A 15,427-nucleotide genomic window follows, 5' to 3' on the forward strand; every position below is an offset into this window, starting at 1 on the left:
CATGACGGACCACGGGATTTCCAGGCGGCGGCTGCTCGGCACCGCCGGTGCGACCGGCCTGGCGCTGGGCGCGGCGGGCGGCGCGGTCGGGTACGCCGCCGCGCCCTCGTCCGGCGCGTCCGACCCGTCCGGCGCGTCGGGCACCGGCTCGGGGAAGGACGCCCTGGCGTCCCTCGGCACGGGCGAGGTGATGTTTCACGGGAAACATCAGCCGGGCATCACCACGCCCATGCAGTCCCGCGGCCATCTGATCGCCTTCGACCTGACGGCGGGCGCGGGCCGCAAGGAAGCGGCGGCCCTGCTGCGCCGCTGGTCGGCGACGGCCGAGCGGCTGATGGCGGGCGAGCCGACCGGCGGCGACGACACGGCGGTCGCCCGGGACTCCGGCCCCTCCTCGCTCTCCGTCACCTTCGGCTTCGGCGCCTCCTTCTTCTCCCGCACGGGCCTGGAGAAGCGGCGCCCGACCGCGCTGGATCCACTGCCGGACTTCTCCTCCGACCACCTCGACAAGGCGCGCAGCAACGGTGATCTGTGGGTGCAGATCGGCGCGAACGACCCGCTCGTCGCCTTCCACGCCCTGCGCGCGATCCAGAAGGAGGCGGCCGGGGCGGCGCGCGTGCGCTGGCAGATGAACGGCTTCAACCGTTCGCCGGGTGCCACCGCGCGCCCCATGACGGCCCGCAATCTGATGGGCCAGGTCGACGGCACGAACAACCCGAAGCCGTCGGACAAGGACTTCGACGAGCGGATCTTCGTGCCCGCCGACGGTGACCCGGCGTGGATGGCGGGCGGTTCCTACGCCGTCGTACGCCGTATCCGGATGCTCCTCGACGACTGGGAGAAGCTCGGCCTGAAGGCGCAGGAAGCGGTGATCGGGCGGCACAAGTCGGACGGCTCGCCGCTGACGGGCGGCACGGAGACGACCGAACCGGAGCTGGAGAAGACGGGGGCCGACGGCAAGGTCGTCATCCCGCTCAACGCGCACGCCCGCATCACTCGGCCCGACCAGAACGGCGGCGCCGCGATGCTGCGCAGGCCGTTCTCGTACCACGACGGCTTCGACGCGCACGGCGAGCCGGACGCGGGGCTGCTCTTCGTCTGCTGGCAGGCGGACCCGATGCGCGGCTTCGTGCCGGTGCAGCGCAAGCTCGACCGGGGTGACGCCCTCTCGGAGTTCATCCGCCACGAGGCGAGCGGGCTCTTCGCGGTGCCGGGCGGGGCGGCGAAGGGCGAGTACGTGGGGCAGCGGCTGCTGGAGGCTTAATCCCCCGGGCCCCGGGCCCCGGGTCTCGGGGGGCGTGAGAGGCGGGTGCCGCTCTGTGAGACGCGGCCGCCAGGCCACCTCGGCCCCATTAGGGTGACGGTATGTCGGCGACGCGCTACACCTATCTCGGCCCCGAAGGCACCTTCACCGAGGCCGCCCTCCGCACGCTGCCCGAGGCCGCCGCCCGGGAACTGGTCCCGATGGTGTCCGTGCCGGCCGCGCTCGACGCGGTCCGCGGCGGCCAGGCGGCGGCGGCGCTCGTGCCGATCGAGAACTCGGTCGAGGGCGGTGTGACCACCACCGTCGACGAACTCGCCAAGGGCGAGCCGCTGATGATCTACCGCGAGGTCGTCCTGCCGATCACCTTCGCGCTGCTCGTCCGTCCCGGCACGCAGCTGACGGACATCAAGACGGTGACCGGTCACCCCGTGGCCCAGCCCCAGGTGCGCAACTGGCTGGCCGCCCATCTGCCGGACGCCCTGTGGGAGTCCGCGGCCTCGAACGCCGACGGCGCCCGCCTGGTCCAGGAGGGCCGCTTCGACGCCGCCTTCGCGGGCGAGTTCGCGGCGTCGACGTACGGCCTCGAACCGCTGGTCAGCGAGATCCACGACGCGGCGAACGCCGCGACCCGCTTCGTCCTGGTCGGCCGCCCGGCCCGCCCGGCCGCGCCGACGGGCGCCGACAAGACCTCCGTCGTCATCTGGCTGGGCGACGACCACCCCGGCGCCCTGCTCGAACTGCTCCAGGAGTTCGCCGTGCGCGGCGTCAACCTCATGCGGATCGAGTCGCGCCCGACCGGCCAGGGCATCGGCAACTACTGCTTCTCGGTCGACGCCGAGGGCCACATCACGGACCGGCGTGTCGGCGAGGCCCTGATGGGGCTCAAGCGGATCTGCCCGCAGGTGCGCTTCCTCGGTTCGTACCCGCGCGCCGGGGTGGAGCTTGCGGATGTGCGGTCGCTGCGGCCCGGCACGTCCGACGGGGAGTTCGCGGCGGCGTCGGATTGGCTCGCGCGCTGCCAGGACGGCCGTTTCTAGCCACTGCTGGCTGTCGGGCGCCCCGAGAAACCCTCCGGGCGCCATTCCTACCTGCAGATTTACGTTGTCCACAGAAGTTATCCACAGGGTCGCATCTCGACCTGGGGACAAGTCGACAACGAAGCGCGACATGGTCGACAAATCGGCGCACAGCCCGCAACTCCGTCCACAGTCCCGCACGTCACCCCTCGTCCACTCTTTTCCATTGATCAACTCTTTGGAGCGAACCATTTCCACTCGAAAGTGGGTGGCAGTCCGGTTTGGGAAGGGAATCCTTCGCCGGTCCCGCGGCTTTCGGAACGACTACTTCCGGTGTCCACAGATCTTTCGCACACCCTGTGGATAACTTTTCGGAGATACCCATTCCTGTGGACAACCGGAGGGGGCAGGGGCCTCAAGTCCCGGCCCCCGCAAGGAGTTCGGGTCAAGGCGGCGAGCACGGTCTGCCCCATTTCGGGGAAGGCGCCCCTTTTATTGACCGGGCGTCACCCTGAAGGCGAACGGGCTTTTCCGGCCGGGCGGGCCGTTTTCGATCTCTGTTCCGACCCCGTTCCGACCGCCCTGAATTCAGTCCGGCAAATCGGGCATAACGTACACAATGGAATACGAGTCGTGGGGCGCAACCGCTCGACGGTAGCCTTGAGGGGTGATTGACCTTCGCCTGCTCCGTGAGGACCCCGACCGTGTTCGCGCCTCCCAGCGCGCCCGTGGAGAGGACGTCGCGCTCGTCGACGCCCTGCTCTCCGCCGACGAGCGGCGCAGGTCGTCCGGCGTCCGCTTCGACGAGCTGCGCTCCGAGCAGAAAGCGCTCGGCAAGCTGATCCCGAAGGCCTCGCCCGAGGAGAAGCAGGACCTCCTGAAGAAGGCGGGCGAGCTCTCCGCCGCCGTCAAGGCCGCCGACGCCGCGCAGGACGAGGCCGACGAGGAGACCAAGCGCCTCCTCCAGCAGCTGGGCAACATCGTCCACCCGGACGTCCCGGTCGGCGGTGAGGAGGACTTCGTCGTCCTCGACACCATCGGCACCCCGCGCGACTTCGCGGCCGAGGGCTTCGAGCCCAAGGACCACCTGGAGCTGGGCGAACTGCTCGGCGCCATCGACGTCGAGCGCGGCGCGAAGGTCTCCGGCTCGCGCTTCTACTACCTGACCGGTGTCGGCGCGCTCCTCGAACTGGCCCTGGTGAACGCGGCGATCGCGCAGGCGACGGAGGCCGGGTTCATCCCGATGCTGACGCCCGCCCTGGTCCGGCCGCGCGCCATGGAGGGCACGGGCTTCCTCGGCCAGGCCGCGGAGAACGTGTACCACCTGGAGAAGGACGACTACTACCTGGTCGGCACCTCCGAGGTCGCGCTCGCCGGCTACCACATGGACGAGATCATCGACGCCGACAAGCTGCCCCTGCGGTACGCGGGCTTCTCGCCCTGCTTCCGCCGCGAGGCCGGCACGTACGGCAAGGACACCCGCGGCATCTTCCGCGTCCACCAGTTCGACAAGGTCGAGATGTTCTCGTACGTCGACCCGGCCGACGCGGAGAACGAGCACAAGCGCCTCCTGGAGTGGGAGAAGCAGTGGCTGACCGGCCTCGGCCTGCCCTTCCAGGTGATCGACGTGGCCACCGGTGACCTCGGCGCCTCGGCCTCCCGCAAGTTCGACTGCGAGGCGTGGATCCCCACCCAGGGCAAGTACCGCGAGCTGACCTCCGCCTCGAACTGCGACGGCTTCCAGGCCCGCCGCCTGTCGATCCGCATGCGCGACAGCCGCGACGGCAAGAAGGTCCTGCAGCCGCTCGCGACGCTGAACGGCACGCTGTGCGCCATCCCGCGCACGATCGTGGCGCTTCTGGAGAACCACCAGCAGGCCGACGGCTCCGTGTGGGTGCCCGAGGTGCTCCGTCCCTACCTCGGGGGCCGAGAGATCCTGGAGCCCGTCGCCAAGTGAGCCACCCAGCTCCGGTCACGCCGTCCTTCCCGTACAAGCTGGTCGCGACCGACCTCGACGGGACGCTGCTGCGCCCCGACGACACGGTCTCGGTGCGTACGCGCGACGCGCTCACCGCCGCCACCGCGGCGGGCGCCGCGCACATCATCGTCACCGGCCGCGCCGTGCCCTGGACCCGGCACATCCTCGACGACCTCGGCTACGACGGCCTGGCGGTCTGCGGACAGGGCGCGCAGGTCTACCACGCGGGGGAGCACCGGCTGCTCACCTCGGTGACGCTCGACCGGCAGCTCGCGGGGCTCGCGCTGGCGAAGATCGAGGCGGAGATCGGCCCGCTCGCGCTGGCCGCCAGCCGGGACGGGCTCGACGGCGAGATCCTGGTCGGTCCCGGGTACGCGGTCCAGGACGGGCCGCTGCCGACCGTCCCGTTCACGGACGTGTCCGACCTGTGGGCCGCCCCGCTGAACAAGGTGTACATCCAGCACCCCGGCCTCGGGGACGACGCCCTGACGGATGTGGCGCGCCGGGTGGCGGGCGATCTGGTCGGCGTGACCATGGCGGGCGAAGGCGTCGTCGAGCTGCTTCCGCTCGGCCTCTCCAAGGCCACCGGCCTCTCCCTGGCCGCCCGCCGCCTGGGCGCGAAGGCCGTGGACACGATCGCCTTCGGCGACATGCCGAACGACATCCCGATGTTCGGCTGGGCGGCACACGGCGTGGCCATGGCCAACGCGCACGAGGAACTGAAGGCGGTCGCGGACGAGGTGACGACGTCGAACGAGGCGGACGGCATCGCGGTGGTCCTGGAGCGGTTGCTGGGCTGAGCGGCCCCCCCCTGCTCTCCCCCCCCCCCCCGCCCCCGGGGCCCCTACTCCTCCCCGGCCAGCTTCAGGGAGCGGAGCTTCTGACCCGCGTACCAAGTGGTGATCACCGTGACGGCGACCAGCAGGACCGTCGCCGTCGGCAGGCCGACGTCCGAGGTGATCAGGTCGCCGTCGCCGACCCGCTGGGCCACCGCGAGGGACCACTGCTGGACGCTGAGCGTGCGCGCCCCCGCGACGAGCGACCCGAAGAGGGCCTCCCACACCAGGGCGTAGACGAGCCCGAAGACCACGGCGTGCCGGGTGACCGTGCCGAGGAGCAGGAAGATCGCGGCGTACGTGATGGAGGCGACCAGGGCCGCGATGGTGTAGGCGACGGCGATCTGCTGGCCGTTGCCGTTGAGGATCATTCCCGCGATGAAGGTGGGGATCGCGGAGAAGGCCATGGTGACGGCGATGGCGACGATCAGCTTGGTGAAGATGATCGTGGGCCGCTTGACCGGTTTGGAGAGCAGATAGACGACCGAGCCGTCGTCGATCTCCGGGCCGATGGCGCCCGTGCCCGCGATGACGCCGATGATCGGCACCATCGTGGCGAGCGCGAAGCCGCCGAGGATGTCGACGGCCACTTGGTCGTCGGCGCCGTTGAAGCCGCGTACCGCACCGGCCATGACGATCAGCAGGACGGGCAGGGCGAAGAGGATGAGGGCCCGGCGGCGGCCGAGCAGGGCCCGGTAGGTGAGCCGGGCGACTGTGGGGTCGTACATGATGGCTCCCTTTCAGGCCGCGACGAGGTAGGAGAAGACCGACTCGAGGGACTCGTCCGAGGGCGAGACCGTCAGCAGCCGGATGCCGTGCTCACGCGCGACGCGGGGCAGCAGCGTGGTGAACCGGCCGAAGTCGACCGCCTGAACGCGCAACGCGCCCTCCTTGAGGTCGACTTCGATGCCGGCCGTCGACGGGTCGGCGATCAGCGCGGCGGCCAGGGCGCGGTCGTCGCTGGAACGGATCAGATAGCGGTGGGGCCGGTCGGTCATCAGGCGGCGGATCTTGCGGAAGTCGCCGCTCGCCGCGTGCCGCCCGGCGACGACCACCTCGATGTGGGAGGCCAGTTGTTCGACCTCTTCGAGGATGTGGGAGGAGAACAGGACCGTGCGGCCCTGGGCGCCCATGGTCCTCAGGAGCTCCATCAGCTGCATGCGCTGGCGCGGGTCCATGCCGTTGAACGGCTCGTCGAGCAGCAGCACGGACGGGTCGTGGACGAGGGCGGAGGCCATCTTCACGCGCTGGCGCATGCCCTTGCTGTAGGTGGAGATCTTCCGGTCCTGCGCGTACTCCATCTCGACCGTGGCGAGCGCCTTCTTGGCGGCCCGCTCGTCGAGGCCGTGCAACTCGGCGTTGGCGACGACGAATTCGCGGCCGGTGAGGAAGTCGTACATCGCCTCGCGCTCGGGGACGATGCCGATGTCCTTGTAGATCTGTTCGTTGCGCCAGATCGGCTTGCCGTCGAGCGTGACGCTGCCCGTGGAGGGGGCGAGGAATCCGCCCATCACGTTGATGAGCGTCGACTTGCCCGCGCCGTTCGGACCGAGGAGCCCCGTGACTCCCGGGCCGATGGTCATGGTGATGTCGTTGACGGCGACCACGTTGCCGAACCAGCGGGACGTGTGGTCGATGGTGATCGTGGTCATCAGAGGCCGACCTTCCGGTAGCGGCGCATCATCGCGCCGTAGCAGCCCGCGATGAGGCCGAGAACGACGAGTACGTAGACGACACCGACGCCGGACGAGGGGCCTTCCCCTCCGGGGAAGGCGGAGGTCGCGCCGAGGAACGCGCTCTGCACACCGTCGATGAGCGTGATCGGCGAGAAGAGGCCGAGCCAGGCGATGGCTCCGGTGCTGCCCTGTTCGTAGGCGATCGCCTGGACCGTGGAGACCGCCCCGTAGGTGATGGTCATGACGGCGATGACGGCGGCGATGCCGAAGCCGCGGCGGGGTGTGACCGCCGAGATCACCAGGGCGATGCCGGAGAAGAGGAGGGAGAGCAGGGCCACCGAGACCAGGCCCTGGGCGAAGCCCTTCGTCTGGTCCGCGAAGTCGAGCTTGGCGAGCAGGGCTCCTACGTAGAGGACCAGGAGCGGCGCGGCCGTCAGGACGAAGAGGGCACTGGACATCGCGGCGAACTTCGCCAGGACGTAGTCACCGCGCTCGATGGGCCGCGAGAAGTAGAGCGGCACGGTCTTGAAGCGCAGGTCGCGCGAGACGGTCTGGGGGGCCTGGGCGGCCAGGAAGAGGCTGATGACGGCTTGCAGGAAGATCGCGTAGCGCGTGTAGTCGACCGGGAGGTCCTTGGCCTTCGTGGTCACGGCGACCGCCACCATGATCGCGGCGGGCAGGCACATCACCGCGAAGAGGATCATCGGCAGGACCTTGGACTTGGCGGAGCGCCCGAGGCCGTACGCGCCGCGCAGGCTCTGGGAGAAGAGCGAGCGGCGGGCGTAGGCGCGGCCGAGGCGCGGGCCGTCGTAGTTCCGGTAGCCGATGTTGTGGATCTGGGTGGACTCAGCGCTCATCGCGTCCGCCTCCTGTCTGCTGTGCGGTGGCGGCCGCGGTCCGGGGTGCCGGGCCGGGGGCGGCGGCCGCGCGCCCTGGGGCGGACTCCTGCCGCGGCTCGTCCGTGAAGACCTCCGCGATGTGGTGCCTGCGCTGCTCCATCCTGACCAGGCCGAGGCCGAGGTCGGCGACGAGGTCGCGTACGAGGTCGTACGTCTCCTCGCCCTCCGCGGTGAGCAGGATCGTGTGGCCCGCGCCGGGCAGTTCGCCGCCGGTCCGCGTCTCGATGCCGCGCCCGCTCAGCGCGTCGCGCAGCACGCGGGTGCCGTCGGGGTGTTCGTCGGTGTCGGTGACCTCGACGGCCAGGGTCGTGGTGGTCTGTGTGAAGTCGGTGGTGGAGCTGGACCGCAGCAGCTTGCCGCCGTCGATGACGACCACGTGGTCGCAGGTGCGCTCCAGCTCGCCCAGGAGGTGCGAGGTGACGAGGACCGAGATGCCGAAGTCGGTGTGGACGCGGCGGATCAGGCCGAGCATCTCGTCGCGTCCGACGGGGTCGAGGCCGTTCGTCGGCTCGTCCAGGAAGACCAGCTGGGGGTCGTGGACGAGGGCCTGGGCGAGCTTGACGCGCTGCTTCATGCCCGTCGAATAGCCGCCGATGGGGCGGTACCGCTCCTCGTAGAGCCCGACGTGCCGCAGGGTGTCGGCGGTGCGCTCGCGGGCCGCGGTGGGCGGCAGTCCGGACATGCGCGCCATGTGGACGACGAACTCGGTGGCCGAGACGTCCGGCGGCAGGCAGTCGTGCTCGGGCATGTACCCCACACGCTCGCGGATCTGGCCGCCGCTGGTGGCGACGTCGAGGCCGAGCACGGCGGCGCGGCCCTCCGTGGCGGGGGAGAGACCCAGCAGGATCTTGATCAGTGTGGACTTGCCGGCTCCATTGGCCCCGACGAGTCCGGTCACACCGGGCCCGATATCCATGGAGAGCCGGTCAAGCGCGGTCACCCTCGGGAACCGCTTGCTCAGGCTTTCGGTCGCGATCACAGTCACGTTTCGACGGTAGTGGCGCAGGCCACAGGAGTCGTCAGACCATGGGCTTGGCCTGGACTCACCCTGGAGTATTACGGGCCCGTAGGGGTCGTCCGAGAGTCGTCCCCTGGGGGATCTCCCGGACCTGTCCCGCGGGGTTGGGCAGAACTATTGACGCAGCCGCCAGGCATTGTCACATTCGTCAGTGTCAAGTTACGACCGCGTACGGCGATCAGCCGGACACGGGGTGGACCGGACTCGGGACGGACGGTGGCATGACCTCAGCAGTTGCAGGTGAACTCTCCGCGGAACTGCGGGGGTTCAGGGAAGTGCAGAGCCTCGCGTATGAGTGCGCGGAGGCGGTCGCGGCCCAGCTCAAGCCGGGGGTGACGGAGCGCGAGGCGGCTCGGATGCAGCGCGAGTGGCTGCGGGAGCGGGGCGTGCGGGACTGGTTCCATCTGCCCTTCGCCTGGTTCGGCGACCGCACGGCGTTCGCAGGCTTCCGCGTACCGCTGCAGTTCTTCCCCACCCGCCGCGAGCTGGAGCCGGGGATGCCCTTCATCCTCGACATGGCCCCGGTCCACAAGGGCTTCACGGCCGACATCGGCTACTCGGGCTGCCTGGGCCTCAATCCCGTGCACGACAAGCTGCTGGCCGACCTGGAGGCCCACCGCGAGCTGATCCTGCGCGAGGTGCGCGAGCGCCGCCCGCTGCGCGAGATCTACGAGGACGTGGACCGCCTCATGGTCCGCCAGGGATACGCCAACCGCCACCGCGCCTATCCCTTCGGTGTCATCGCGCACAAGGTCGGCCGGGTCAAGGAGCGCCGCCTGTCACCGCACCTGTTCGGGTTCGGCACGCAGTCGCTCAAGGGCCTGGCGAGCGACGCGATCCACGGCCACCGGGACGGCTGGTCACCGCTGTGGTCCCCCTACAAGTTCTCCGACCACCCGCCCCAGAAGGGGCTCTGGGCGGTCGAGCCGCACCTCGGATTCAGGGGTACGGGCGCCAAGTTCGAGGAGATCCTGGTCGTCACCGACTCCAAGGACCCCGAACAGAGCGCGTTCTGGCTGGACGACGACCTGCCGCACGTGCGGCGCTGGGCTGAGGAGAGGGCCGCCGCATGACGACCGGAGCAGGCGCCGAGAAGGCCACCGAGAAGGTCACCGGGACCGAGGGGGGCGCGGGGAAGATGAAGGGCGCCCGCGAGCGCTGGGTGCGCACGGGCGGCGTGGAGCTGTGCGTCGCCGAGCTGGGCGACCCCGAGCGGCCCACGGTCCTGCTCGTGCACGGCTACCCGGACTCCAAGGAGGTGTGGACCGAGGTCGCCGAGCGCCTCGCGGACCGCTTCCACGTCGTGCTGTACGACGTGCGCGGCCACGGCAGGTCGACGGCTCCCCAGCCGCTGCGGGGCGGCTTCACCCTGGAGAAGCTGACCGATGACTTCATGGCCGTCGTCGACGCGGTGAGCCCGGATGAGCCGGTGCACGTGGTGGGGCACGACTGGGGTTCGGTGCAGTCCTGGGAGTTCGTCACGGTCAAGCGGACCGAGGGGCGGATCGCGTCCTTCACCTCGATGTCGGGACCCTCGCTCGACCACTTCGGGCACTGGATCAAAAAGCGCGTCTCCCGGCCCACGCCCCGCAAGGTCGGCCAACTCCTCGGCCAGGGCGCCAAGTCCTGGTACGTGTACCTGCTGCATACGCCCGTCCTTCCCGAGCTTGCCTGGCGCGGCCCGCTCGGCAAACGGTGGCCGAGGATCCTCCAGCGCGTGGAGAAGGTCCCGGCGGGTGACTATCCGACGCCGTCGCTGCCCCAGGACGCCGCGCACGGAGCCTGGCTCTACCGCGACAACGTCCGGGCGAGGCTGCGCAGGCCCCGCGCCGACGCGTACGCCCACGCGCCCGTGCAGCTCATCACGCCCTCCGGGGACGCCTTCCTTTCCGAGCGGCTCTATGACGGCCTGGAGCAGTGGGCGCCGGGTCTGGTCCGCCGCACCCTGCCGGCCAAGCACTGGGTGCCGCGCACCCGGCCCGACCAGCTGGCCGCGTGGATCGGCGAGTTCGTGACGGCCAACGAGCACGGCATGCCCGCCAAGGAGAGCATGGCCACGGGGAAGTACGCCGACCGGTTCGGCGGCCAGCTCGTCCTGGTCACCGGCGCGGGCAGCGGCATCGGGCGGGCCACCGCCTTCGCGTTCGCCGAGGCGGGCGCGCGCGTGGTGGCCGTCGACCGGGACGCGGAGAGCGCGGCGCGCACGGCGGAGCTGTCCCGTCTGATCGGGGCCCCCGAGGCCTGGGGCGAGACCGTCGACGTCGCCGACGAGCAGGCCATGGAGAAGCTCGCCGAGAAGGTCGCCAGGGAGTTCGGCGTCGTGGACGTCCTGGTGAACAACGCGGGCATAGGCCTCTCCGGCTCCTTCCTCGACACCAGCGCCGAGGACTGGAAGAAGGTCCTCGACGTCAATCTGTGGGGCGTCATCCACGGCTGCCGGCTCTTCGGCAGGCAGATGGCCGAGCGCGGACAGGGCGGCCACATCGTCAACACCGCGTCGGCGGCGGCGTATCAGCCCTCCAAGGCGCTGCCGGCCTACAGCACCTCCAAGGCCGCGGTCCTGATGCTCAGCGAGTGCCTGCGCGCCGAGCTGGCGGGCCAGGGCATCGGGGTCTCCGCGATCTGCCCGGGCTTCGTGAACACGAACATCACGTCGACCTCCCGTTTCGTCGGGGTCGACACCGCCGAGGAGCAGCGCCGCCAGAAGCGCACCGCCCGCCTCTACGGCCTGCGCAACTACCCGCCGGAGAAGGTCGCCGACGCCATCCTGCGCGCCGTCGTCAGGAACGAGGCGCTCGTCCCGGTCACCCCCGAGGCCCGCGGCGCCCACCTCATGTCCCGCTTCATGCCGAGGGCGCTGCGCGCGATAGCCCGATTGGAGCCGCCGCTGTGAACGAGCAGAAGAGCCCCGGCACGGAAGTCGAGGCGCCCCTTGCCGCCGACGGGCATTACGCGATCGTCCCGCGCCGGGTCTCGTTCGACTGGGACGAGACGCCGCTGCACTGGATACCGGACGAACCGACCGCCACCCATGTCATCAACGTCCTGCATCTGCTGCTCCCCGCGGGCGAGCGGTGGTTCGTGAAGGTCTTCAAGGAGGGCCTGCCGCTCATCACCGATCCGGTGCTGCGCGCGGACGTCAAGGGGTTCATGGGCCAGGAGGCCACGCACAGCGTGCAGCACGCGTATGTCCTCGACCACCTGGCGGCGCAGCGGCTCGACACCGCCGCGTTCACCAGGTACGTCGACTTCCTCTTCGAGAAACTCCTCGGTGAGAAGCCGCCGTTGGGTGCGCCCGTGCCGACCCAGGAGTGGCTGCGTTTCCGCCTTTCGATCGTCGCCGCGATCGAGCAGTTCACGGCGGTCCTCGGGAACTGGGTGCTGCACGCGGACGGGCTGGACCGCGCCGGGTCCGACGAGGTGATGCTCGATCTGCTGCGCTGGCACGGCGCCGAGGAGGTCGAGCACCGCGCGGTCGCCTTCGACATGTACCAGCACTGCGGCGGAAAGGGCCTGCCCCGGTACGCCCGCCGCATCGCCGGTATGACGGTCACGGCCCCCGTGATGCTGTACCTGTGGATGTGGGGCACGGCCTATCTGTTCCGCCACGACCCCCGACTGGCGGGCCGCTCGCGGTACTCCCTGGCCGAGCACAACAGGGCCGTCGCCAAGGGCCTGCTGCCCACCTGGCGCGAGATCGGCACGGCGATACCCCGCTATCTGCGGCGGTCGTACCATCCCTCGCAGGAGGGCTCGCTGCGCAAGGCCGTCGAGTACCTGGCGCGGTCGCCCGGCGCGCGGGCCGCGGCGGGCGCGGTGGGGCGGGCCGCGCTCGGCTAGTGCGGGGCGTACAGGTAGTGCGGGGCGTGCGGGCAGTACGAGGCGTACGGCTAGTACGAGGCGGTTCAGGAGGCCCAGGCGAGCACCGCCCGGCACGAGGCAACACGGAGGACGGTCAGCGTGGAGTACCGCATCGAGGACCTGGCGCACCACAGCGGCGCGACGGTGCGCACGATCCGCGCCTATCAGGACCGCGGGCTGCTACCCCGCCCGGAGCGGCGCGGCCGGTCCAATGTGTACGGGGAGGCGCATCTGGCGCGGCTGCGGCAGATCGCCGACCTGCTCGACCGTGGGTACACCCTGGCCTCCATCAAGGAACTCCTGGAGGCCTGGGACACCGGGCGGGGCCTCGGCGGGGTGCTCGGCCTCGCCGCGGAGGTCGACGGCCCCTGGACGGACGAGAAGGCCGACCGGATCTCCCGGGCGGAGCTGGACTCGGCGTTCGGGGGCGTGCAGGACGAGGCGGCGGTGGCGGACGCGATCGCGCTCGGGGTACTGGAACCGGTGCCGGGGAGTGAGGACGAGTTCCTGGTGCCGAGCCCGCAAGAGCTGGCCGTGGCAGTGGAGTTGCATGCGGCGGGAGTCCCGCTGTCCGCGATAGCGGGGCATTTGCGGGAGTTGAGGGGACAGGTCGAGCACATCGCCGCGCGTTTCCTGGAGTTCACCACAGAGCATGTTTTCGCTCGCTATCTGGGGAATCATCCGCCGACAGAGGCGGACGCCGCCGAGGCCGCCGCTCTCGTACGCAGACTCCGGCCGCTCGCACAGCAGTCGGTCGACGCGGAACTGGCGCGGGCCATGCGGCTGTTCGCGACGCGGCACCTGCGCCAGCAACTCGACCCCGAGCTGGCGCGACAGCATGCGGAGGAGCCGCAGAGTGTCGCCATACCCGCGTCCACAATGCGGGCTGTGCAGGCGCTGGTTGGCGAATCGGCGTCCGCGGCGTTCATCGCGGCGGCCGCTGAACGGGAGGTTCAGGCGCGGACATTGGATGCCCTGGCGACAAGTCACCGCAATGCGGGCATGGTTGATCAAAGGCCGCTTGGTCGCTGAGAGTTGTCCACAGAATTGCGAACTGGCCTGTGGATAACCCGACTTGGCTGTGGATCAAACCTGCGAGCCGGAATTCCTGGATGAAAAGTCGGTGGACGAAAATCAAGTGCGCGGAGAACGGATCGCCGGGACGCTGAAAGGATGAGAGAAAGACCCGATGAGCAGCGCACCGTGAAGGTGTCCAAGTACCTCTCGAAGCACCTGCGGCATCAACCCGACCGGATCGGGCTCACCCTCGACGAGAACGGCTGGGTGGAGATCGACGCGCTCCTCGCCGCGGCCGCCGCGCACCGCTTTCCCTTCACCCGGGCCGAGCTGGACCACGTGGTCGCCGTAAACGACAAGCGGCGCTTCGCCGTCGAGGGCGGCCGGATCCGCGCCAGCCAGGGCCACTCCGTGGACGTCGACCTCGGCCTGCCCCCGGCGTCCCCGCCCGCGCACCTGTACCACGGCACCGTGGCCGCTCATCTGGCCGCGATCCGCGCCGAGGGGCTGCGCCCCATGAACCGGCACGCCGTGCATCTCTCGCCCGACCGCGAGACCGCGACGCGCGTCGGCGCCCGCCGGGGGCGGCCCGTCGTCCTGGCGGTCGACGCGGGCGCGATGCACCGCGACGGCCATGTCTTCCAGGTCAGCGCCAACGGCGTCTGGCTCACGGCCGCGGTCCCGCCGGGCTATCTGCGCTTTCCCGGGCCGCGCTGAGAGAGGCCCGTTGAGAGCGGTCAGCGCAGCTGGGAGAGCGCCTCGGTCGCGATCTGCTCGAAGACGCCCTGGTCGGTGGCGAAGACCGAGTCCGGGATCGGGGCGTGGACGACGATCTCGGTGAAGCCGAGTTCGGCGTGCCGGCCGGCGAAGTCCACGAAGGCGTCGAGGGAGGCCAGGGGCCGGTTGCGGTCCGGGGTGAAGCCGGTGAGCAGGATCTTGTCCAGCTCGCTCATGTCCCGGCCGAGGTCGGCGCAGGCCTTGCCGAGCTTCTCGAGCTGCCCCCGCAGCGCCTCGCGGGACTCCTCGGGTGTGCCGTTCTCGAAGAGCTTCGGGTCGCCCGTGGTCACCCACGCCTGCCCGTGCCGCGCCGCGAGCCGCAGACCGCGCGGGCCGGTCGCGGCGACCGCGAAGGGGAGCCTCGGCCGCTGTACGCACCCCGGGATGTTGCGCGCCTCGCTCGCCGAGTAGAAAGTCCCCTCGTACGTCACCGAGTCCTCGGTCAGCAGCCGGTCGAGCAGCGGGACGAATTCGCCCAGCCGGTCGGCGCGCTCGCGCGGGGTCCAGGGCTCCTGGTCCGCCTTGAGCAGCGTCGTGGCGTCGAAGCCGTTGCCGCCGGCGCCGATGCCGAGTGTGAGGCGTCCGCCGGAGATGTCGTCCAGCGAGAGGAGTTCCTTGGCGAGCGTCACCGGGTGGCGGAAGTTGGGCGACGTCACGAGCGTGCCCAGACGCACCCGCTCGGTGGCGGCCGCGGCGGCCGTCAGCGTCGGCACCGCGCCGAACCACGGGCCGTCGCGGAAGGAGCGCCAGGCGAGGTGGTCGTAGGTGTAAGCGGTGTGGAAGCCCAGCTCCTCGGCGCGCAGCCACTGGTCGCGGCCGCCTTCGTGCCAGCGGCGGACAGGAAGGATCACGGTGCTCAGGCGCAGACTCACACCTCAGAGCTTACGGCGATCACCCACAGCCTCAGGTGTCGCCCCCGGGCGGCGCGAACGGCCCCGGGCCGGACTGATCCGCCTCCGCGTGCATCCTGGGACATCCCCTGCACGCATCCCGGGACCACCCCTGTATGTGCCCCGAGGCCGTCCCCTCAGGCGTCCCGGGACCGTCTCCCCAGGCGTCCCGGGACCGCACTCCCCTAGGTCTCG

Annotated in this window: 14 protein-coding genes; 9 read left to right on the plus strand and 5 right to left on the minus strand. The window is 70.6% G+C overall.

Annotation, left to right across the window (positions count from 1 at the left end):
- Position 1: 1 nt before the first annotated feature.
- The 4 genes from efeB to DMA15_RS18310 all read left to right on the plus strand — a co-directional run bounded on the left by efeB (position 2) and on the right by DMA15_RS18310 (position 5,058).
- Positions 2-1,264: an iron uptake transporter deferrochelatase/peroxidase subunit gene (gene efeB, locus DMA15_RS18295; protein WP_125513881.1), complete on the plus strand. Its 1,263-nt coding sequence runs from the start codon at positions 2-4 to the stop codon at positions 1,262-1,264.
- A gap of 101 nt (positions 1,265-1,365) precedes the next feature.
- Positions 1,366-2,301 (plus strand): prephenate dehydratase, encoded by a 936-nt coding sequence (pheA, locus tag DMA15_RS18300; protein ID WP_125513882.1) that lies wholly within the window; start codon positions 1,366-1,368, stop codon positions 2,299-2,301.
- Between the two features lie 646 nt (positions 2,302-2,947).
- The gene (gene serS / locus DMA15_RS18305; RefSeq protein WP_125513883.1) at positions 2,948-4,237 is read left to right on the plus strand and encodes a serine--tRNA ligase; all 1,290 of its coding nucleotides are present in this window, start codon (positions 2,948-2,950) and stop codon (positions 4,235-4,237) included.
- A complete protein-coding gene (locus DMA15_RS18310) occupies positions 4,234-5,058 on the plus strand; it encodes an HAD family hydrolase (RefSeq protein ID WP_125513884.1) in 825 nt (274 codons plus the stop codon). Before serS ends, DMA15_RS18310 begins: the two co-directional genes overlap by 4 nt.
- Before the next feature lie 44 nt (positions 5,059-5,102).
- On the opposite strand, the gene DMA15_RS18315 is transcribed toward DMA15_RS18310, so the two are convergent.
- The 4 genes from DMA15_RS18315 to DMA15_RS18330 are packed head-to-tail and all read right to left on the minus strand — an operon-like array spanning position 5,103 to position 8,648.
- Positions 5,103-5,822 carry an ABC transporter permease gene (locus DMA15_RS18315; protein ID WP_125513885.1) on the minus strand — a complete coding sequence of 240 codons (720 nt, stop codon included), beginning with the start codon at positions 5,820-5,822 and terminating at the stop codon, positions 5,103-5,105.
- A 12-nt stretch (positions 5,823-5,834) separates the two neighbouring features.
- Complete coding sequence (locus DMA15_RS18320; protein ID WP_125513886.1) at positions 5,835-6,746, minus strand: ABC transporter ATP-binding protein; 912 nt, start codon at positions 6,744-6,746, stop codon at positions 5,835-5,837.
- Complete coding sequence (locus DMA15_RS18325; protein WP_125513887.1) at positions 6,746-7,627, minus strand: ABC transporter permease subunit; 882 nt, start codon at positions 7,625-7,627, stop codon at positions 6,746-6,748. The genes DMA15_RS18320 and DMA15_RS18325 overlap by 1 nt, the downstream gene beginning before the upstream one ends.
- The gene (locus DMA15_RS18330) at positions 7,617-8,648 is read right to left on the minus strand and encodes an ABC transporter ATP-binding protein (protein WP_125517859.1); all 1,032 of its coding nucleotides are present in this window, start codon (positions 8,646-8,648) and stop codon (positions 7,617-7,619) included. Before DMA15_RS18330 ends, DMA15_RS18325 begins: the two co-directional genes overlap by 11 nt.
- 260 nt (positions 8,649-8,908) lie before the next feature.
- Here DMA15_RS18330 and DMA15_RS18335 point away from each other — a divergent pair, with 260 nt between their 5' ends.
- The 5 genes from DMA15_RS18335 to DMA15_RS18355 all read left to right on the plus strand — a co-directional run bounded on the left by DMA15_RS18335 (position 8,909) and on the right by DMA15_RS18355 (position 14,282).
- Positions 8,909-9,760, plus strand: a complete 852-nt coding sequence (locus DMA15_RS18335; protein WP_125513888.1) for a M24 family metallopeptidase — start codon at positions 8,909-8,911, stop codon at positions 9,758-9,760.
- A 65-nt stretch (positions 9,761-9,825) separates the two neighbouring features.
- Positions 9,826-11,580, plus strand: coding sequence for an SDR family oxidoreductase (locus tag DMA15_RS18340; protein WP_125517860.1), 1,755 nt, complete (start codon positions 9,826-9,828; stop codon positions 11,578-11,580).
- Between the two features lie 62 nt (positions 11,581-11,642).
- Complete coding sequence (locus DMA15_RS18345) at positions 11,643-12,527, plus strand: metal-dependent hydrolase (protein WP_240660226.1); 885 nt, start codon at positions 11,643-11,645, stop codon at positions 12,525-12,527.
- A gap of 120 nt (positions 12,528-12,647) precedes the next feature.
- Entirely contained in the window at positions 12,648-13,580 is a 933-nt protein-coding gene (locus tag DMA15_RS18350) for a MerR family transcriptional regulator (RefSeq protein ID WP_125513890.1), read from the plus strand.
- 141 nt (positions 13,581-13,721) lie between these two features.
- Positions 13,722-14,282, plus strand: a complete 561-nt coding sequence (locus DMA15_RS18355; protein WP_125513891.1) for an RNA 2'-phosphotransferase — start codon at positions 13,722-13,724, stop codon at positions 14,280-14,282.
- A gap of 20 nt (positions 14,283-14,302) precedes the next feature.
- On the opposite strand, the gene DMA15_RS18360 is transcribed toward DMA15_RS18355, so the two are convergent.
- Positions 14,303-15,214 carry an LLM class flavin-dependent oxidoreductase gene (locus DMA15_RS18360; protein WP_125513892.1) on the minus strand — a complete coding sequence of 304 codons (912 nt, stop codon included), beginning with the start codon at positions 15,212-15,214 and terminating at the stop codon, positions 14,303-14,305.
- Positions 15,215-15,427: the final 213 nt, after the last annotated feature.

This window comes from Streptomyces sp. WAC 01529, from assembly GCF_003945545.1.
GTDB lineage: Bacteria > Actinomycetota > Actinomycetes > Streptomycetales > Streptomycetaceae > Streptomyces > Streptomyces anatolicus.